Here is a 19785-nt window from a genome sequence, read left to right on the forward strand (position 1 = left end):
ATCCTGCACATCATTGAACACAAGCTGCGCCTGTGTGGCGACCATCGTTCATGGCTCACTGTCCGAGATATCCTCTCGACCCACCAACGCCTGACCATCGAGTTCAATGTCAAAGAACAGGATACGGTCCAGCGCAAGCATCTGCGCCTCTGTAGCAGCGCTGAACCCGAACATCAGGAAATCTATCAGCACCTCGGGCTAAAGGAGGTCCCCATGCCGAAAAAAATCGCGACCGTAAAATGAGTAGTGACCATAAAATCGACTAACATACTGAAATATCAGCTTTCGGTAAAAAAAATGGCAAACTTGGGCTAACAGATTTAGACCGAAAAAAAGATAGGCCAGGACATGAAGTCTCTGGCCTAAGTCTTTGGTTTTGTTCTGGTAGGCACGCGGGGATTTGAACCCCGGACCCCTACCGTGTCAGGGTAGTGCTCTCCCCCTGAGCTACGTGCCTGTGGAAAGCTTGTTAGATAGCAGGGGCCGGGGGTTCTTGTCAAGATCAATTCTTGCTTGCGCGCGATTTTGTCTTGCCGACCCAAGGTGCGTTGCGGCACGCGCATCCGCTTCCACCCGCAAACGGGGGGGCATCCCACCATCACTTGCCGAACGGGATCCGTGTCGGCGGCGGGCTAGAGGATGATCCCTACCAGCGCTCCGGTCATGCAGGTGGCGAGGGTGCCGGCCACGATGGATTTCAGCCCTAGGGCCACGATCTCACTCCGCCTCTCGGGCGCCATGGTCCCCATGCCGCCGATCATGATTCCGAGGGACCCGAAATTGGCGAAGCCGCACATGGCGTAGATCATGATCAGACGACTCCTCATGCTCAGGGCGCCCTCGGGCAGATTGGACAGATCGATGTAGGCCAGGAGTTCGTTCAGGACCGTCTTGGTGCCCATCAGGGCGCCCGCGATGTGCGCTTCGGCCCACGGAACGCCCATGAGCCAGGTGACCGGGGCCATGACCCAGCCGAGGATGCGCTGGAACGTCAAGGCGCTGCCGTGGATGTCGGGCCCGATCGCCAGAATCAGATTGACGAGCTTGACCAGGGCGACCAGAACGACCAGCATCGCGATGATGCCGATGAGGAGCTTCGCCCCCTCGAGCGCCCCCTTGGTAATGGCGTCCATGGAGCTGTCCGCCATGCGCGGGATGGCGATGTCGCCGGAGGACGGCTCGCCCTCCTCCGGGACCATCACCTTGGCGACCGTAATGGCCGCCGGAACGCTGATCAGGGAGGCCGTCAGAAGGTGCCCCATGATGTCCGGCACCACCCGGCTGAGGATGCCGGCGTAAAGGACCATCACCGTACCCGCGATGGTCGCCATCCCCGAGGTCATGATCGTGAAGAGCTCGCTTCTCGAGACCTTTGCCATATAGGGCCTCACGATCAGCGGGGATTCGACCATCCCGACAAAGACATTGACCGCGCTCCCAAGGCCTTCGACCCCGCCGATCCGCATCAGCCGCACCAGCACCCAGGAGAAGGACCGGACCACAGCCGGAATGATCCTCCAGTAAAAGAGGAGAGAAGACAGGGCCCCTATGACCAGAACAAGCGGGAGGCCCCTGAAGGCAAAGACGTAGCTCAACCCGGGTGCCTTCTCGTCGAAAGGCAGCTCGGCCCCGCCCAGGTAACCGAAGACGAATCCGGTTCCTGCGCGGGTCGCCTCCTCGATGAAGCCGACGACGGTGTTCAGTGAAAAAAAGAGGCCACGGCTGCCCGGCAGCCTCAAAAAGAGGACGGCCAAAAGGACCTGCAGCGCAAGGCCGGTGCAGACAATGCGCAGCCTCACCCCCCGCCGGTTCTCCGAGAAAAACCAGGCGGCCGCAACCAGCGTCAACAAACCGAGCAGACTCTGCAGGTGCTCCATAATGCGCAAACGCCCGGCCCCTGCCAGGGGGACGCTCAGAGGCGCGGCGTTTCCTCCTCGCTCATTTTTCTAAACCAGTAACGCATGTAATGGAGACCGGAGACGACGGTCAACGCCCCCGTCACCCAGAACACCGGCTCACCGACCAACCCCCGCAGGTGGAGTTTCTCATCGGACAGCACCACGAATATGCTGAGGAGCTGAAAAAAGGTCGTGATCTTGCTGACCACGGACGGGCACATGACCACTTCATGCCGGGTGATGAAGAGGATGAGGACCCCCAGGAGGATCAGCACATCCCGGCTGATGGCAACCACCGTGAGCCACACGGGGATGAAGCCGCGGGCCGCCAGGACGATGAAGGCAGCCACCAGCAGGATCTTGTCGGCAAGGGGATCGAGGAAGGCGCCGATCTGGCTTTTTTGATTGAAGGCGCGCGCGATGAAGCCGTCGACCCCATCGCTCACCCCGGCGATGACAAAGACGATCAGGGCGGCGGTCAACCGGTCATCCAGGAGGTAAATGACGAAGATCGGCACCAGGATGACCCGCAGGCTGGTGATCAGATTCGGGACCGTCATATCGCTCAATAACCCGAAGGTGAAACGGAAAAGATCAGCGCACCGTCAGGACCTGTTTCCCCCCTCATCGCGAAGGGGCGGTTCGGGCTCTGATCGACGACCGTGAGCAGCTGCGCCGCGTCGCCCCTGAAGAGGACCTCGTAGCCGACCCCATCGCGCCCGGCGCGGCTGGGTTTGACCGACTGCACGCCGGGGACGCCGCTTGCAAGAAAGCTCTGGAACCGGTTTACTTCCTCATAGGATCGGAAGCCTTTCAAAAACACCTCGAGCGTCCTCACTTCACCCGAAGCACGGTCCGGGGCCGCTGAACGCCCCTGCTGAAGCTCGGCGGCCGCCTTCCGGACCGCCCTGTCCAATGCGGCCAGATCGGACTCTTCCACACTCCCGCCACCCCCCGGACTCTCGACGACGCGGCTTTGAGCCAACACCTTCCGAGCGCGCACATCATAGACCTTCAGGTCGAGGGAAACCTTCCCCTCGCTTTGAACCTCGCTTCGGCCCGAGAGCACCCATTCCACCCCATACAACCCACCCCAGCGGTAGATGTCCTCGCCCCGCAGGTCCAGAGCCCGCATCGACGCGGCGATGTCTTTGCCCGGGAAGGCGGTCACCCGGTTCACCGGCTCGTAACCCAGATCCTGGAACGTCTGATGCAGAAGGATCTCGGTCGTGTCGAGCGCCGGCTGCGCCATGGGGTCTTTCCACCAGCAGGCCGGTTCGCCGTCCCGCTTCTCGGACACCATGAACAGGATCTTGATCGGGGCGTTCGCTTCTTGGAGGAGGCCCGCTTTCTGAAGCTCCTTCTCGAGCATGGCGTCGTTCACCCGCAGCCTGACGAGCACAAAGAGGCTCCCTTCCGATGCGACCTCCTGCAGGATGGCATACTCCTGGACAAGTTCCGCCGATCTCGGGAGCACGTCCTTGACAACCCTTTCAAGCCCGGACGCAAGCTGCGCGCTCTCCACGCGGTCAGCCACAGCCGCCTCGATCCCCTTCGCGAGGGCGGCGGCGATCGCCCCCTGCCTGGCTGCCGCCTGATTCCCCGCCTTTATGGACGAACTGCCGATCACGTACCGGTCCGGCGGCTCCTTCATCTGCGCGAAGGCGGCTCCTGTCAACGCGGTCCAGAGGATCGCCAGCAGCGCTGCTCCCTTTATATACTTCATCAACCCTCCCCTTGCTGAAACGATATCGTGCCTCGGCTGCAGAAAGACTCAGGGTGAAAACCCGGCCGCCTGCAGCTTCTGAACCTCAATGCCCGCCAGATGCAAAGGACCGGCCATCTTCAATCAGCCAGCCCTCGCGCCGCTCGAATCTCTTAGCGCACCGTCGTCTGTTTCGAGGTGCCTCCGGATCACGGCGAGCACTCTGTCCACCGCCTCGGGCGCCATCCAATGCATCTCCGGATCCGCCTTGAACCAGGTCAACTGCCGCTTCGCATACCTCCGGGTGTCCCGCTGGAGCAGCGCCGCCGTTTCATCCATAGACCACCGGCCTTGTAAAAAACCCACGGCATGGCGATACCCGATCGCCTGCATCGGCTTCAGGTCCGGGGAGAACCCGCTGCGGAGGAGACCCTCGGTCTCTTCGACCAGGCCCAAGCGCATCATGTGGAGGCTGCGCACATCGATCTTCTCATAAAGCTTCGATCTTGGAACGTCCAGACCAATCTTCAGGGCGCTCAGCGTCCTGTCGCCGAACCCGTGGGCACGGACCAGGGCGGAGGCCTTCCGCCGGGTCAGGGCCAGAATCTCCAGGGCCCGTGTGATCCGCAGCCCGTCGTGCGGGTGGATCTTCGCGGCAGCCTCGGGATCCAGTCGTTCGAGCCTCGCATAGAGGCGCTCGAGGCCGCCATCCTTCCATTCCGCGATCAGGGCATTCCTCACGGCCGGATCGGACGGCGGCACGGGCATCAGACCCCCGAGGAGGCTCCGGATATAGAGCCCTGTTCCGCCCACGACCAGGCAGACCCTGCCGCGGCGGACGATGTCATGGACGGCTGGAAGCGCCAGGGAGCGGAAGATCGCCGCGTTGAACGGCTGGTCGGGGTCCACGACGTCGAGCAGGTGATGAGGAACCCCGGCCCTCTCGGAAAGCGAAGGCTTCGCCGTACCGATATCCATCCCGCGGTAAACCTGCATGGAATCGGCGTTCACCACCTCAGCGTCGAGGCGCTGCGCCAGTTCGACCGCCAACGCGGTCTTGCCGCCGGCCGTCGGTCCGGCGATCACGATGACCTTGGACCGTTCCCGATGCATTGTCTCCCTTCAGGCCGTCATTGCGGCATGTATAAACGATGCCCTGAGACCCGAGCTCTTCGGCCTCCATCGAGGAAACGCTCGAGACACGCCTACACCGTGCGTTTGAACATCCTCTCGAGCTCGGTGTAGCGGATCTGCCGGAAGACCGGCCTCCCGTGGGGGCAGTGATCGGGCACATCGAGGCCCTTCAACTGCTCGAGCAGCCGCTCCATCTCCTCGCGCACGAGCCTGTCCCCGGCCCGGATGGCACCGTGGCAGGCCATTGTGATCAGCATCCGATCGAGAAGATCCTCACCCCTCAAGGTGCGGCCCTCCTCGGCGAGGGCCAGGAGATCCGCCAGGAGCTTTCGCCAGTCCCGGTCCTTCAAGACGGCGGGCACCGCCCTCACGAGGAACGTGTTGCCCCCGAAATGATCGAGTTCGATGCCGACCCGCAGGAGCTGTTCCCGCTGCTCGAGCGCCGTGCGCGCCTCCCGCGCACCCAGCTCGATCTCCAGGGGGAAGAGATGGGCCTGGGTGGCCAGGCGTCCGTCCCGGACCTGCTCTTTGAGGGCCTCGTAGACCACCCGTTCGTGTGCGGCATGCTGGTCCACCATGAGCAGGCCCTCGGCCGCCTCGCAAAGGATGTAGCTTCGCCCCAGCTGGCCGATCACGGAAAGGGGTCGAGCCTCTCCGCCAGGCGCCTCCGGCTCCTCCTCCGGGATGAAACGCCACGGCGGCGGATCCGATGGATCCGAGGCCATCGGACCGTAGGTGCGTTCAGGCTCCGCGGCACGGAACCGGAGCGACTGTTCGACAGGCGGGGGGGCTGCGTCCATCCGAGGCGGCGGGGCTCCTGCAAAAGCCGCCGTCAACGGGGCACCGAAAGACCTCTGAACCGTCTCGAAGACCGCCCGAAAGACCGCCTGGGCATTGCGGAAGCGGACCTCCTGCTTCGTCGGGTGTACGTTGACATCGACCTCTTCGGGGTCCATCTCGACAAAGACCAGAGCCTGGGGGTACTGGCCCCGCATCAGCCGCTGGCCGTAGGCGTCCATCACCGCACGGTGGATCAGCCGGTCCCGGATGTATCGGCGGTTCACATAGATCAGAAGACGGTCCGGCCGCTTTCGGCTAAACTCTCCGGGCGCCGTGAAGACGCGGACCCTGAAGCCGCCCCATTCACTCTTGAGATCCGCCATCGCTTCAGCGACGTCGCGCCCAACCAGAGCCGAAAAGCGGATCACGGGCTTGTCCGAAGCAGGGAGGCTCAGCAGCTCCCGGCCGTCCTCCTCCAGTTCGAAGGCGATCTCGGGGAAAGGCATGGCCATCTGCGTCACCGTGTCGACGACGTAGCGGCCTTCGGTGCGGTCCGCCCGAAGGAACTTCCGGCGGGCCGGCAGATTGAAAAACAGATCACGCACCTCGACTGTCGTCCCCGGCGGGGCGCCTGCCTCGATGATGGTGCACCTCCCCCCGCCCTCCATCTCGAGCCGGAAGGCGGCGATCTCATGATGAGGCCGGGAGGTGATAGAAAAGCGGGAGACGGAGGCGATGCTCGGCAGCGCCTCCCCGCGGAACCCCAGGGTGCGGATGGCGGAGAGGTCCTCTGCGCTCCGGATCTTGCTGGTCGCGTGGCGTTCGACGCACAGGGCCAGATCCTCGCGGCTCATGCCCACCCCACGGTCCGCCACCCGGATCGAGGTCCGGCCCCCCTTGCCGATCTCCACCGAGACCCGGTCGGTCCCTGCATCGATCGCGTTGTCGATCAGTTCCCTCACGACCGAGGCGGGGCGGTCGATTACCTCGCCGGCCGCGATCTGACTCGCCAGCCGTTGGGGCAAAACATGGATGACGTTCATAGCTTCAGCAGATCAGGATCGATCACAAACGGCGCCGGCCGCTTGGCACTGCTCCGCAGATGCCGCGAAAACCACTTGCGGCAGGCCGTCTCGATCGGCACCTTGCCCATCGGGTCGAAGCGAAGGCAGGAGCTCTCATCGGGGCGCGTGAGGACATCCTGCACCAGTCGGCAGGAAAGATCGAGCGTCAACGCCAGATACTGCTCGAAGAGCGGCCAGCGCGGCGCGCGCATCCCCCAGATCGCTTCGCGGTTGGCATTCACGAAACCGGTGAACTTGACCGACTGGGTGTAGAGGAGCTTGCTGGCGCTCATCCGGCCCCGGCTCTTCCCGCCGATGAACCCGAGGATGGCGTCGCAGTTTTGGTGGTCCATCTTGAGAACCCGGTTGGCCAGCTGCGTATAATCGGTCCCGATCCAGTAATCGGCCTTGAGCTCCCAGTACAGATGGCCCATCCGGTTTCCGGGCGGGAAGAGGCTGAGCATCTTGGGAATGAAGATATGATGCGCCGCGACATCCGCCGCGAGGTGGGACAGAAACCCATAGGCATAGGAGCGTTCTTGATCGTCGCGGGCCTCCGCGAGAAACTGGAACCCGCCCTCCCAGTGGTGCGGATGATCGTCGGCCTTCTTCTTCCCCTTGCCGATGAAAAAATCGGCCGCCATGCAGCCGTAAAGGTATTCGAAGGGATAGGCGGTCACCGCCCCGGCGATGGCCGGCAGGATCTCCTTCAGATGCCCCATCAAATGGAGGGCAGTGAGGGTGTGGACCCCCGGCCCCCACGCCAAGGCCCAATCGGCCTGCAGCCATTGAATGAAGGTACCCAGTCCGACAAAACACAGAACCTTCAGAAAAAACCGTTTTCGCCCCAAAGTCGCTTTGCACTCCTTTATGATGGCTTCGCCGCCGAAAAGGCGGCCAACGGATCATTCCATCGCTTCTGCGATGGAGACCGTCCGATCGCCGAGCATGTTGACGTAGCATCCGAGTTCGTTGTCGTACCAGCCATAGATGACCGCCTGCGTGATGGCGATCCGCACGCGTTCGGCCGGCGCGCCCGCTGCGGGGCGCGCGTCGATGCCGCAGACCTTTCCGAGGTCGATCGCCACCTCCGCGGTCCGCGTGAGCGTCTCGTGCCCCTCGATCAAGGCCGCCGCGCGCGGCAGCCCGATGATGTCGGAGGAAACGTTCTGCTCCTCCGAGTAATGGAGGTACCCGCGCGAATCCTGCTGCGCAGCCTCACGGTAAACAGCGTTGATGTCCTCCCGGCGGATGCCCTCCCCGGTGGGGTCCTCCTGCAGATTCACGACGAGGATGACGAGGGAGCCGGTCGAGTTCGGAATCCGGACCGATTCCGCCATGAACCCGATGTCCTTCATCTCGGGGATGACGAGCCCGAGCGTGTTGGCGGCCCCCGTGCTCGTGAGGATGATGTTGTTCAGGATGCCGCGGTTCTTCCGCAGATCGGTCGCCCCCGCGCCCGGCATCCGGTCGAGGACCTGCTGGGAGGACGTCACGGCGTGGATCGTGGCCATCGAGGCCGTCAGGATCCGGTCGGCCCCGAAGCGATCGAGCAGCGGCTTCACCATGTGCGCCAAACAGGTGGTCGTGCACGAGGCGTTCGAGACGATCTTGTGCACCTTCGGGTCGTAGGCGTCCTCGTTTACGCCCATGACGGTCGTCACCGCATCCCCAGGCATGGATTTGGACTTGTCCTTGATCTTGAAGGGCGCGGACACGATCACCTTGCGCGCCCCTGCGGCCAGGTGCCCGCGCGCACTCCCCTTCGGGGCGTCCACGGGCAGGGTGGGATCGATGAACTGCCCGGTCGTGTCGACCACCAGTTCGACCCCGTTCGCGGCCCAGGCGATCTCGGCCGGGTTGCGCGTCTCCCGCAGGACCTTCACCGGCACGCCGTCCAGGCGCAGGGTGCCGGCCGATTCGTCGAGCGCTTCGACCACCGGGCCCGCTTGATAACCGTAAAGGTAGCCGCCGAGCGACCCGTAGGTCGAGTCATGAACCATATAGTGCGCGAGATCCGCGAGGGAGGTGCCCACACCGCGCCCGACGTTGACCACCACCTCCCCGAAATATTTCCGGGCCACGTGGTGCCAGAGCGTCATCTTGCCGATGCGGCCGAGGCCGTTGATGCCAAGTTTGCGTCCCTGACCGGATCCGCCGCCGATGATATCCGCCATAGCAACCTCCTTATGCCGTTCGAACCTTTAATTTTCCAAGGTAAACCGTCCCGCTCCTCCCGTCAAGACTGATCCAGTCCCCGGCATTCAAAACCTGGCGGTCGAGCGAGCAGGCGCTGTCCTTTTCCATGCAGACGAGCGCTGTGCACCCCACCACGCAGGTCTTGCCGAGCCGATGGGCCACGATCGCCGCATGCGAGGTGGCCCCGCCCCGCGCGGTCAGAAGCCCGTCGGCCTCGTGGATCTCGACGATGTCGTCCGGCACTGTGTCCCCCCGCACCAGGACCAGGGGCGTCTCCGGCTCCCGCTGACGCCAGTCTGCGATCTCTTCCCGCTTGAAGACCACGCGCCCGACCATCGCGCCGCCGCTGACGCCCACGCCGTGCCCCAGCACCCGCGGCGGCTCACCGTCCGCGATGTCGAAGGCCTGGACCTGCTTCCGCTCGCGGATCCCCATGTCGCGGGTCTGAAGAAAATAGAGGCGCTCCGGCTGAGGCCCCTCGAAGGTGAACTCCATCTCCTGCGGGGTCCAGCCGTTCTGATCGATCAGCCTTTCGGCATAGCGCTTCAGGGCAAGATATATTTCCGGGAAGAGGGTTTCGAGGGAGCCCTCCCCGGCGCGGTCTTCCATGGCTGCCTGCTGTTCCGAAACCGGGAGGGTCGTCACCAGGCCCGAGACCACATCCTCCCCCTGATTGCCCGGGGTGAAGTCCCCCCAGAGGCGCACCATGTCGGCAGGCATCCGCGGGCTGTGGGTGAAAAGCACCCCCGCGCCCGAATCCCGCGACCGGTTGCCGAAGACCATGCCCTGCACCGTCACGGCAGTCCCCCAATCATCCGAGATCCCCATGATCTTCCGGTATGCGGCGGCCTTCGGCGCAAACCAGGAATCGAACACCAGGTGCAACGCAGCCATCAACTGTTCCATCGGCTCATCCGGGACCAGGATCCCCTGGCCGCGGACAAGCGCCGCATAGGCCAGTGCGAGATCCTTCATCCGGTCGTCCGAAAACTCCCGCTTGTGGCGTACGCCGGCCCCGGCCTTGTGCTCCTCCATGAGATCGTCGAAACGGTCCCGCGCGATGCCCCCCGCCATCCCGAAGGACTGCTGGAGCCGCCGAAACGTGTCCCAGGCGAACCACGCGTTGCCGCTCTCCTCCGCCAGGCGCTGAACGATCGTTTCGTCGAGTCCGATATTGAGGAAAGTCGTCATCATGCCCGGCAGCGAAATCGACGCGCCGCTTCTGACCGCCAGGAGGAGCGGCTTCTCGGGCCGGCCGAAGCCCCGCCCGGTCTCCTCTTCGAGGCGCGCGATCCCGCGCCGGAGATCCGCTTCGAAGCGCCGGCGCACCGGTTCGTAATCCCGGACCAGCTCCCGGCCGCGGAAGACATCGGTCGTGACGATGAATCCAGGGGGCACGGGCAGCCCCAGCTCTTGGATGCGGACGAGATTCAGCCCCTTGCTCCCTAAATGGATGACGTCCTTCACCTCCGGCTTGACCGGGTGAAACGGCGTCACAGCGCGCTGCGGCTCATAGTCCAGGAGCAGACGAAGCGACTCGGGCGGCAGCTCCGCCGCCTGTTTCCTGAGCGTGTCGAGAATCCGGCCGATGAGGCGATCCAACGGCTGAAGGCCGAGCGAAGAAGCGATCCGATCGCGCAGGAAGATCTCGCTTATTCGCTGGGCAAGCCGCGTGCGGTCCGCCTCCCCGCCTTCCGGTTCCTGCGGGTCCCTGAAACGGGGGAGGATCCGCGTCAGAGGGACCTCGGAGGCCGCCCTCAGCAGGTTTTCCTGGTGGATGTTGTTGAAATAGTCCTGGACGATGTTCCCGACGGCCCGCGAGAAGCCCTGAAAAATGTCCACATACTGGCCGGCCGAAAACCCCCGGATCGCCAGGGAATGATCCAGGAGGTCCAGCTGCCGTTCGAGCTCCTGGCTCAGGATGCCGTCCACCGCAAGGGCGCGCGTGAAGAGGCGCAGGGTGTTCCGGATCTCCCGGAAGCCCCCACGGGTGACGAATCCGAGTTCGATCCTTTCGAGCAGGTTTTCGAAGCGCACGTTGACCAGGGCTTCGAGCCTGAAGGTCAGCCCGAGGGCATCGAATTTCGGCTCGTGGTAGCTCCCGTAGGTGGAGGGGATGTCCACCGCGAAGTGCCGCTTGTGATAGATGTCTTCCTGGGCCTCGAAGCGCTCGTCGGACAGGATCAGGTCCTTCAGCTCCTCCAGGTGGTCGAGGAGGCCTTCGAGCTGGCTGACCGGATCGGCCACGTGGAGCGCCTCCCTAAGACGCTCCACCCCGGGCAGGACCCCCGGTCTGACTACGCCGAGATAGGACTCGAGGTCGGTGTAGCCGTGTTCGTATTTTTGAAAAAGGAGGCGGTAGAGGCGGATCGCGAGCCGCACCCGTTCGGCCTCCTTGGGGTCGACATCGGAAGCCTCGGCGATCGTCTCATCCGGGATCTCGAGCAGGTCCTCGACACCCCGCGCCCCCGCCGCTTCGGCGGCCTGGCTGAGGACCGCATGAACGCCGTCCAGGAAAGGGCCTTCGCTGCCGAGGCGCTCATAAAGGCCTAGCGGGACATAGGGTTCGAGGGGGATTTTCTCCCGGGTCAGCCAGTAGTGCAGCAGCCCCTCCATCAGCCCGACGATCCGGTTGCTGCTCTCGACATGGCTTTGTTTGCGGACGAAATGGACCAGCGCGTCGTCGCGGCGCGTGATCTCATCCAGGCGCGTGCTCACGTCGCGCAGGGGGCCCTCGGCGCCGATGTCGTTGAAATAGGACGGGAAGAGACGCGCCAACTGCTTGACGAGATTGTAGACGGGGCGAACGCCGCTGTTCAGGAGCGCGGTGATGTCGCGGGGGAAGAGGTCGGTGTCCCGGATGAGGACGCCGCTCAGCCCCAAGTGGACGATCAGCGCCGACAGCAACCGCCTGCTCCAGCGCGGCTCGCATTCGATCAACCCGAGCCACGTGCGGATGTTCTGTACGTGCGCATCGTTGGCCTGGAGCTGCCACTCGTCGGTGACCCCCCGGAAATCGGGCGCCTCGAAGCCCATGCCGATCGCGTGGTCCTGGAAAAAGAGGATCAGCCCGCAGTCCCCGGTCTTGTAAACGGCCTGGCCGAGATTCAGGACGCAGGTCAGGGCCGTCCCCGGATAGGCGCCCGCCATGCGCTTCAGGATGGTAAAGGTCTTCTCGAGGGCCTCCCGGACCCGCTCGGGGCCCTCGTGCTCGATCAGGCGGACGAGCGTCCGGTTGATCTCGCGCAGGATCTCTTCGTGCAGAACGGCGAGCCCCTCCAGATCCATCATGTGCAGCAGGAACCAGAGCTTCCACATCCGGCCCGTCTCACCGCCGCCGCCCGCCTCCTCGATCGCCCTCGGGGCCGCTTCATAGGCGGCTACGATCTCCCCGTAGCCGGGGAGCGCCAGGATGCGCTCGACGGGCTTCAGGCCGTCCTCCTCGGAGGAGCGGAGCGCCTGTTCGAGGTCTTCGCGCGCGGCCGCCAGCCTCGCATGCTGGAGATCGGCGAAGGCGTCTTCGGGCACCGCCTTCGTGTCCGGCGCCGCCTCGGCCCGAAACCATTCCAGTGGATCGGGCTGCGCCATCCACTCGTCATAGGCGGCCCGGTAATAATCCGCCAGAAGGCGGCGCAGGGCGGCGACGGTGCAGTCGGGGGGCCCCGCGTCGATCAGCTCGCGCCCCAGGCGGTTGATGCGGTAGAAACTCCGGACGAAGCGCCGGAAGAGGCCCTCCTCCAGGCACCGGATCGATTCGAACACGCGGTCCAGGAGCGCATAGAAGGCCGGGGCCTCCCGGACGCCTTCCCGGATGATCTTCTGAAGCAGCACAAGCAGGTTGTCCGCGGCATCCTGCTTGACCGATTTGGTCCCCGCGGATCCAAGCGCCATGAAGAAGATGTCGCAGTAAACCCCGGCCGCTTCGACCCCCTCGGGGTGGGTCTTCAACGCGTGGAAATAGTTCAGCGCGTACCCCCGGGTCTCTTTGACGATAAAGGCCCAGTTGCGGTAAGGGTGGCAGACCTCCTCGAGGTACGTCTCGAGGCCTTCCTTCAGACCCGGGTATTTCGCCATGACCCGTTCGATCACCCGGTAGCGCTCGTCGACGGTGACATCCACGCGGGTGCAGGCCAGGTTGACTTCGAGTGCGCAAGATTCTGGCGGTTGCTTTTCCATGCGGCGGAGACCCTGAGGAAATCTATAAAAAGAAAGCGGAGTCCGAGGGTGTCTATAAGGTGGATTGACTCCGGAGGATATTTTTTTTATTCTATCATCGCGACGGCCCCCAAGGCAATCCCCCTTTCCCGAAGCGGCCGGTTTTACGCTTTCCGTTGCGCTGCCCCCCCGGACCAGCTTTTCCTCGATTTCAGGCAAAGCCCTTCGCGGCCCCAGGAAAAAACCCTCAACCCTTTTTGATTCTGACGGCAGGTCATGAAGGACGAAGCCGCATGGCGCAGGCGCGTCGAAGGCCATCGCGAGAGGCTGCGTCAACGTTTTGTGGAAGGCGGGCTCGAACGCTTTTCGGATGAAGAAGTGGTGGAGTTCCTGCTGACGCTCGGAACGCCCCGGGGGGACCTCAAACCGGCGGCGAGGGAGGCCATGAAGCGCCTGGGGAGCCTGTCGGCGGTCCTTTCGGCGCCCCTCGAAAAACTGACGGCCATACCCGGGATCGGCGCCCGCAACGCCCTGTATCTCCAACTCGTTCACCAGACCGCTGCGCGCTACCTTCGGGACCGGGCCGCAGCCCAGCCCTTCTTCTCCTCATCGCAATGCATCTTCGACTACCTGTTTCACAGCATGCGGGACCTCAAGCGCGAGGTCTTCAAGGTCCTGTTTCTGAACCGCAAGAACATGCTGATCGAGGATCGGGACCTCTTTGCCGGATCGTTGACCGGAAGCGCCGTCTATCCCCGGGAGATCATGGGGCTGGCCCTGGAGCTCAAGGCGGCCGCTCTCGTCTTCGTCCACAACCACCCTTCCGGCGACCCCTCCCCCTCCCCGGAGGACCAGCGCCTCACGCGGGACCTCGTCTGGGCCGCAAAGCTCCTCATGATCCAGGTCCTCGACCACATCGTGATCGGACACAACACCTATTACAGCTTCGCAGACCAGGGGCAGATCCGGCGGTATGCGGAGGATTACGACCAGCGCCTGCGCTCCATCTGAGAGCGCAAAGAGCCGCGCAGGCAGGGGGCAGGACGTATGCCAAAGCCCCGGAGGCGCCTCCCTCCAAAGGAGCGCCCAGGGCGCCTGCAGCAAAGGCCCATGAAAAGCGCAGCGGCCCCGGCTCGGCCCCGGGAGCACCGGCCGGGGGCAAAGCCCGAAGACGCCGGCGGCGGCACCGTTTCGTGAACGGTGGCCGCCGCCGGCAAGGGATGTGGCTGATGCAGGGCCGCGGGGATGCAGCCCCTTCAAAATGCGCTATTCGCGCTCCATTTCCGGTTTCCAGACCTCCCAGACCTTCCCCACGAGGTCCGGCCCAGGCTTCAGGGTGAGCTTGCCGGGCCGCCATCCCGATGGGGTGGCCTCGGCCCCTTTGGTCGCTCTGACGTGCTGGAAGGCCTGAATCTGGCGAAGGGTCTCGGCGACATGGCGCCCGACCGGGGGCGTCAGGACCTCGTATCCCTGGATCACGCCGTCCGGGTCGATGATGAACCGGCCGCGGTTCTCGACCCCGGCATCCTCATCGTACACCCCGTAGGCCAGCCCGACCTTCCCCCCACCGTCGGCAAGCATTGGGAAAGGCACGCCTCCTTTGACCATCTTGGACAATTCGTAGTCGTTCCACATCTTGTGCACGAAGACACTGTCAACGCTCATGGACAGGACCTCGACCCCCAGTTTCTGAAACTCTGGATATCGATCGGCGACCGCCGATATCTCGGTCGCTCAGACGAAGGTGAAATCACCGGGGTAGAAGCACAATACCACCCATTTCCCCAAACACTCCGAGAGCTTTACGGCTGTGAACTCGCCCTTGTGATAGGCCGGGGCGACAAAATCGGGGGCTGGTTTTCCCACCTGGATCATCTTTCTTTCCTCCTTTGCCGGTGTCGAAGGTTGCGGTTCTTTGGCCTCACCTGCCTGTCCGACCAAACCGCCGGTTGGACGCGCACAGCCCACTTTCGGCTTTTCCGCCATAGAAATCCTCCTCTACGCGATGGTTAGTAAGTTTCCATCCGGAAATGGTCCTTTTTCTGCCAATCTCGGCGTCAATCTGCACGTTTGCTTGTGCGGCGACTCCCAGGCCGCCGGCACATGAACGCTCGATTTCCTTGAAATCGGCAAATCTGGACCCACAGTGAAGCGCTGGAACCGAGCACCCGGGGGGAGTGAAGAAACCAGGACCCATCCCTGCGGGATGGGGCTGAGCACCCGAAGGGTGTGAAGAAAAGCCCTCAATTCCGATTTGCAAACTCGATTGTACCAGGGAAACCATTTCCGGATCGAAACAAGTTAACGGTGACACTCATTTCTTCACGCATCGCTTGCGTGCCGCGAAAGATCCGGACCGGCTCCTCCGCCGGCGGCGGGGGCCGTCCGTTTCGATCAAGGCAGTCATGCGCCCCTAACATAACCTTCTCCGGGCAAAAGAGCAAGAATTCCAGGATGGCGGATCGTCCTGCGCCCCCGGATCAGATCTTGATTTCGATCTGGCCGAAGGCCCAATAGGCATCCTCATGGCTGCCGGTCTTTTCGACGAACTCGCCCGGGTAAAATCCTGCGCATCCCGCCATCAGCCCGATGCGAGGGCACACCTGATACTTCCAGATCAGATCGATCTCTTCTCCCAGTTCCGAGCCGGAGGAGCCGGTCGGGTCCCACCGCATCTTTTTTCCGGTGCAGTAGTACCAGGCATCCCGATCCTCCGCCAGGCGGAAGTGGTGATAATCGAGGGACAGTTTCATCTTCTCGGCCGGTTTCACCCCCACGCCGACCTGGAGGTCCACCAGGTTCATCCAGGAAAACAGGTTCATGCGCCCGTAGTACAGATCGATGGCGCCGAACACCCCGTCGAACGTCCCGTGTCTCCCGTCCTTGGGGTCATCGTCTCCGGAGGCGTAGCTGACCGCGGCGGCGAGACGCGGCTTCCAAGGCGCCGGGAAGGTGTACCCGCCCTCGACGTTGAAACCGAAGGCGCGGACGCTGTCCCGGCCATAATCCCCGAACTGGTAGGCGAAGGTTGAGGCGTAGTCCAGCCGATTCCACTTCCCCTTGGCATAAAAACCCACGGTCTGGACCAGCAGGTCTCCGAGCCCGGATTCGCCCTTGGTGGTCTCATCCGAATCGTGTTTGACGACGTAGAAGAGGTCGAGTTTGTTCCCCGGGACCGCCTTGATCTGTGCGTAGGCTGCGTACGCCTTGTAGGGATAGTGTTCGTCATCGAATTCGTCTTTGAGGTAGAAGATGCGCTCCCCGGCAAAGATATCGACATCCACACTCTTGCTCTGCCACAGCAGCTTTCCGGCATCCCACGTGTAGCGGCCGACGTTGCCCCAGTCTCCGGGACCGAAGATCCGGTTGTCTCCGTACTTGATAGCCTGCCTTCCCACCTTGAAACCCAAGGGGGATGTCCCTATCTCCCGCCATTCCACGAAGGCCTGCCGAAGGTCCAGCTCATTCAGATAGGGACAGCTCCGCCCGAAATCATCCTTGTCGAGGTCGGAGAGAAAGAAGCGCGCGTCCTGAAACTGCACGAAAAAGTTTATCTTCTGCGGCAGCGTGTACCCCAGGTTGACCCGTACACGCGTCAGCAAAACCTCGTCGTCCCGGCCCGTCCCGTAGGTCTGGATGTTGAACTGGTCCATATACTCGTACCGGAAACGGACATTGGCGCTCAAATCGAGCCTGCCGGGGCCGAGTTCGATCCCCTTCAACCGATCGTCCAGCCAATCGGCCTTCGCCTCGGATTGCACCATCAAGGGTCCGAAAAACAGAAGCACCAGAAAAATCATGAAAACTCTTGCGTGTCTCGACGGCATAATCTCCCCTTTCTTACGTTTCTCAATCATTCATCACCACAATATGTTCCGGCGGAATATGTATCCTGATGCGATCTCCGGTATGGGATACCCGATCGGTCGATGTGTGGATGACCAATGGCATGGCGCCATCGACCGTGATCTCGTTGAAATAGGGTTTTTCGAGCGTGCGGATGACCGTCACGACAGAGCCTTGTTTTTCGTTGCCGTTTTCATTTTCCAGAACCTCGATGTGCTCCGGCCTGATCACGGCGATGACCTTTCCCTTGAACGGGTTTTTCTTCCTAAAGCAATGCTCGCCGATCCGGATCTCCGATCCGTCGCTCTCAGCCGGGAAGATGTTTTGCGATTTTACAAACCTCGCCACGAAGGCATTCTTCGGACTGGCCATGATCTCCTTCAGCGTGCCGATTTGGACTATTCGTCCACCGTCCATGATGGCGACGCGGTCGGAGACATCGGCGGCCTCTTCGAAGTTGTGGCAGACATGGATAAAGGTCGCATTCACCTCGCGCTGGATCTGCCTCAACTCCCTCGCCATCTCTCCCCTCAGATTTTCATCCAATGCGCTCAGGGGCTCATCCAGGAGGAGCAGCCTCGGACTGGTCGCCAGCGCACGCCCCAGGGCGACCCGCTGCTTCTCGCCGCCGCTCAGGTTGAGGGGCATGCGATGACGGATATACTCGATCCGGAGCAGTGAGATCATCTGCGAAACGACCTGGGAGATCTGATCCACAGGCATCCTCCTCGCCTCCAGGCCGTACGCGATGTTCTTTTCGACCGTCAGATTGGGGAACAGGGCATAGTCCTGCGGGACATACCCGATGTTCCGCTCCTCTGGATAGAGGGGTGTCACGTCCTCCCCACCCACCAGGATGCTGCCGTTATCCGGCTTGTAAATCCCCGCGATATACTCGATCAGGACCGTCTTGCCGGCGCCGGTCGAGCCGAGGATCGAAAAATACTCCCCTTTCGGCACCTTCAGATCGATATCGTGGAGCGTGAACCCCCCCAGATTTCCACCGAGCTTTTTGACTTCAAGCATGATTTGATCTCCTTACCACACATAGCCCTTTGCCCCGATGCGGTGCATGGCGTAGACCGAAATCCCCCCCACGAGCACCAGAACAAAGGCCAGAGCAAAACCGTATTCCACATTGCCGAACTCCACCTGGGCCCAGACGGCCACCGAGACCCAGTCGGCCTGATCCATCTGCAGCATTTTGGTCAGGTCCGAAAACCGCGACGGAGGCAGTTCCCGAAAGGTCCCGCAGAAGAAGAGGACCGCGCTGAACTCCGCCATTGCCCGGGTCCACGCCAGGATGATCCCGGCGACGATCCCGCTTTTGGCCAGAGGCAGGGTCACCGTGCGAAAGGCGCGGTAGCGGTTGCTGCCGAGCGACCGGGCGATCTGCTCGAAGCGCGGATTGACGCTGTCGAAGGCGGCCTTCCAGGCGCTCATTCCGAACGCGAAAGAGAGCACCAGCGACGCGATGACCATGCCCGGAAAGATGCTGTGGGCGAACTTGAAGCCCAGGGCCTGCTGCAATTTCCACAAGGGGCCGTAGTTGAACATCACGATCAGGCAGATGCCGATGACAGAACCGGGCATCACCATCAGGGAAGAGAAAAGGACATCGATGAAGGATTTGCCGGGGATCTTGTACCGGGAAAGCCCATAGGCTGCGGGGATGCCCAGCACGGCCGCGATGAAGGTCGTAAGGACCGTGATCGCGAAGGTCAGATTGAGCGACTTCCAGAAATAGGCATCCTTCCAGAATCCGCCTCCGAACTCGTTCATAATCTCCCGGTCCTCGCCCCATACCTCGATGATTTCACGGGTTTCCACGGCTGCCTGATCCACGAAGAGCTGATCCAGGTTGCTCAGGAACAGGTAGGCGGAATAGAAGAACAGCAGGCCGGCAAAACAGGTGAAAAACAGGTTGAACAGGCTGCGGCTGCGCCTTTTACCAGACATTGCTCCTCCCTCCTATCCATTTCATCGCCGATATTGCGGAAACCGCCATCAGGATGCAGACGATGCTCATCGAGGTGACCCATCCCATCATTCCTCCGTTCCAGTCCAGGTAAATGGCGAAAGGCATGATATCCGTCTTTCCCTCGGTCGCCCCGACAAAGAGCATCAACCCCTCCCATTCGGCGGCGGCCCTTGCCCAGACGACGATCATGCTGGCGATGATGCCGTTCTTCGCCATCGGGAGAATGACCTTGAAAAAGGTCCGTGCGGGCGATGCCCCCAAGCTGTTGGAAACCATCTCGAATTTGACGGGAATCATGTCGAAGGTCGCCTTCATGAGCCGGGCGCAAAAGGCGGCGGTCACCGTAAACTGGACCAGGAGCACGCCGTATACGTTCCGGCCGATGTAGATGGTGTAATGTTCACTGATCCAGTCGAACGGGAAGCGGGTCGTAATGCCGAATAGGAATGCACCGACCACCGCCGGGGAAACCACGATCGGCAAGTCGATGATCGTAGCGAACAGATGCCGGCACGGAAATCGGAACCTCGAAAGGGCGTATCCCGCCGGTATCCCGATGATCAGAGAGAAGGAAGTGGAAACCGTCGCCGTCCAGACCGTCAGCCAGAAGCGCTCCCACATCCGGGATTTCGAGAAAAAATAGAGGGTGTCGTGCCAGCCGAGGTAAATCCAGTTGCTCGCCACGAGCAAAACATAGACCGCCAGGACCGCGCCAACCGTTGTGGTGCACAAGGCCGGCCACCATCCCCCGCGAGACGTCAGAGTCATGCTGATTCCTCCCTGTTTGGAAGCTCCGGGTCCTTTCTGAAGATCCGGAATAGCAGGATCGACGGATCGGTTCGAAAAACCGTTTTGTGGATGGAAACGGGCCAGGTGTCCATACACAAATGATTTCCCGGCACAACCCGGTTTCCCATTCGGAAATAAGCTATCCATCCGGAAATGATTTCCCGGTAGAACCCAGTTTCCAAACCGGAAATGAGGATTTTTGGCCAATATCAATGAAATCAAGCGTTTGCGCTG

Annotated in this window: 14 protein-coding genes, 1 tRNA gene and 1 pseudogene; 2 read left to right on the forward strand and 14 right to left on the reverse strand. The window is 62.2% G+C overall.

From position 1 onward, the window contains the following. A pseudogene (locus H567_RS29055) lies at positions 1 to 243 on the forward strand (IS1634 family transposase); the annotation flags it as partial. Between the two features lie 139 nt (positions 244 to 382). On the opposite strand, the gene H567_RS0116180 reads toward H567_RS29055, so the two are convergent. The 9 genes from H567_RS0116180 to H567_RS0116220 form a co-directional block, all read right to left on the reverse strand. Beyond that, positions 383 to 457 (reverse strand) — tRNA-Val (locus tag H567_RS0116180). Positions 458 to 632: 175 nt separating this feature from the next. Next, the gene (locus H567_RS0116185) at positions 633 to 1877 is read right to left on the reverse strand and encodes a NupC/NupG family nucleoside CNT transporter (protein ID WP_028322195.1); all 1245 of its coding nucleotides are present in this window, start codon (positions 1875 to 1877) and stop codon (positions 633 to 635) included. A gap of 35 nt (positions 1878 to 1912) precedes the next feature. Then, on the reverse strand, positions 1913 to 2458 hold the full coding sequence (gene pgsA, locus H567_RS0116190) for a CDP-diacylglycerol--glycerol-3-phosphate 3-phosphatidyltransferase (protein ID WP_028322196.1): 546 nt from the start codon (positions 2456 to 2458) through the stop codon (positions 1913 to 1915). A 5-nt stretch (positions 2459 to 2463) separates the two neighbouring features. Then, positions 2464 to 3624 (reverse strand): hypothetical protein, encoded by a 1161-nt coding sequence (locus H567_RS0116195; protein WP_028322197.1) that lies wholly within the window; start codon positions 3622 to 3624, stop codon positions 2464 to 2466. A gap of 123 nt (positions 3625 to 3747) precedes the next feature. Beyond that, entirely contained in the window at positions 3748 to 4716 is a 969-nt protein-coding gene (gene miaA, locus H567_RS25440) for a tRNA (adenosine(37)-N6)-dimethylallyltransferase MiaA (RefSeq protein ID WP_084517420.1), read from the reverse strand. A 92-nt stretch (positions 4717 to 4808) separates the two neighbouring features. Next, on the reverse strand, positions 4809 to 6560 hold the full coding sequence (gene mutL, locus H567_RS0116205; protein WP_028322198.1) for a DNA mismatch repair endonuclease MutL: 1752 nt from the start codon (positions 6558 to 6560) through the stop codon (positions 4809 to 4811). Then, positions 6557 to 7432, reverse strand: a complete 876-nt coding sequence (locus H567_RS0116210; RefSeq protein WP_028322199.1) for a zinc dependent phospholipase C family protein — start codon at positions 7430 to 7432, stop codon at positions 6557 to 6559. Before H567_RS0116210 ends, mutL begins: the two co-directional genes overlap by 4 nt. A 54-nt stretch (positions 7433 to 7486) precedes the next feature. Beyond that, positions 7487 to 8758: a type I glyceraldehyde-3-phosphate dehydrogenase gene (locus tag H567_RS0116215; RefSeq protein WP_051185035.1), complete on the reverse strand. Its 1272-nt coding sequence runs from the start codon at positions 8756 to 8758 to the stop codon at positions 7487 to 7489. Between the two features lie 10 nt (positions 8759 to 8768). After that, entirely contained in the window at positions 8769 to 12956 is a 4188-nt protein-coding gene (locus H567_RS0116220; RefSeq protein ID WP_028322201.1) for a PEP/pyruvate-binding domain-containing protein, read from the reverse strand. Between the two features lie 255 nt (positions 12957 to 13211). Between H567_RS0116220 and radC the strand changes: the two genes are divergently transcribed. Next, positions 13212 to 13946: a RadC family protein gene (radC, locus tag H567_RS0116230; protein ID WP_028322203.1), complete on the forward strand. Its 735-nt coding sequence runs from the start codon at positions 13212 to 13214 to the stop codon at positions 13944 to 13946. 255 nt (positions 13947 to 14201) lie between these two features. Here radC and prxU read toward each other — a convergent pair whose 3' ends face one another. From prxU to H567_RS0116260, 5 genes are all read right to left on the reverse strand, one after another. Next, positions 14202 to 14921: a thioredoxin-dependent peroxiredoxin gene (prxU, locus tag H567_RS27970; protein ID WP_084517422.1), complete on the reverse strand. Its 720-nt coding sequence runs from the start codon at positions 14919 to 14921 to the stop codon at positions 14202 to 14204. A 494-nt stretch (positions 14922 to 15415) separates the two neighbouring features. Then, positions 15416 to 16735, reverse strand: coding sequence for an alginate export family protein (locus H567_RS0116245; RefSeq protein ID WP_028322206.1), 1320 nt, complete (start codon positions 16733 to 16735; stop codon positions 15416 to 15418). Positions 16736 to 16784: 49 nt separating this feature from the next. Then, the gene (locus H567_RS25445) at positions 16785 to 17807 is read right to left on the reverse strand and encodes an ABC transporter ATP-binding protein (protein WP_051185036.1); all 1023 of its coding nucleotides are present in this window, start codon (positions 17805 to 17807) and stop codon (positions 16785 to 16787) included. A gap of 12 nt (positions 17808 to 17819) precedes the next feature. Then, on the reverse strand, positions 17820 to 18740 hold the full coding sequence (locus tag H567_RS0116255; protein WP_028322207.1) for an ABC transporter permease subunit: 921 nt from the start codon (positions 18738 to 18740) through the stop codon (positions 17820 to 17822). Beyond that, entirely contained in the window at positions 18730 to 19530 is an 801-nt protein-coding gene (locus H567_RS0116260; protein ID WP_028322208.1) for an ABC transporter permease, read from the reverse strand. The genes H567_RS0116255 and H567_RS0116260 overlap by 11 nt, the downstream gene beginning before the upstream one ends. Positions 19531 to 19785: the final 255 nt, after the last annotated feature.

The sequence above is a fragment of the Desulfatiglans anilini DSM 4660 genome, assembly GCF_000422285.1.
Taxonomy (GTDB): Bacteria; Desulfobacterota; DSM-4660; order Desulfatiglandales; family Desulfatiglandaceae; genus Desulfatiglans; species Desulfatiglans anilini.

Coding starts and splice junctions, on each gene's coding strand:
- H567_RS0116185 (WP_028322195.1), bottom strand. CDS start 1,877: ATGGAGCACCTGCAGAGTCTGCTCGGTTTGTTGACGCTGGTTGCGGCC.
- pgsA (WP_028322196.1), bottom strand. CDS start 2,458: ATGACGGTCCCGAATCTGATCACCAGCCTGCGGGTCATCCTGGTGCCG.
- H567_RS0116195 (WP_028322197.1), bottom strand. CDS start 3,624: ATGAAGTATATAAAGGGAGCAGCGCTGCTGGCGATCCTCTGGACCGCG.
- miaA (WP_084517420.1), bottom strand. CDS start 4,716: ATGCATCGGGAACGGTCCAAGGTCATCGTGATCGCCGGACCGACGGCC.
- mutL (WP_028322198.1), bottom strand. CDS start 6,560: ATGAACGTCATCCATGTTTTGCCCCAACGGCTGGCGAGTCAGATCGCG.
- H567_RS0116215 (WP_051185035.1), bottom strand. CDS start 8,758: ATGGCGGATATCATCGGCGGCGGATCCGGTCAGGGACGCAAACTTGGC.
- H567_RS0116220 (WP_028322201.1), bottom strand. CDS start 12,956: ATGGAAAAGCAACCGCCAGAATCTTGCGCACTCGAAGTCAACCTGGCC.
- radC (WP_028322203.1), top strand. CDS start 13,212: ATGAAGGACGAAGCCGCATGGCGCAGGCGCGTCGAAGGCCATCGCGAG.
- H567_RS0116245 (WP_028322206.1), bottom strand. CDS start 16,735: ATGATTTTTCTGGTGCTTCTGTTTTTCGGACCCTTGATGGTGCAATCC.
- H567_RS25445 (WP_051185036.1), bottom strand. CDS start 17,807: ATGCTTGAAGTCAAAAAGCTCGGTGGAAATCTGGGGGGGTTCACGCTC.
- H567_RS0116255 (WP_028322207.1), bottom strand. CDS start 18,740: ATGTCTGGTAAAAGGCGCAGCCGCAGCCTGTTCAACCTGTTTTTCACC.
- H567_RS0116260 (WP_028322208.1), bottom strand. CDS start 19,530: ATGACTCTGACGTCTCGCGGGGGATGGTGGCCGGCCTTGTGCACCACA.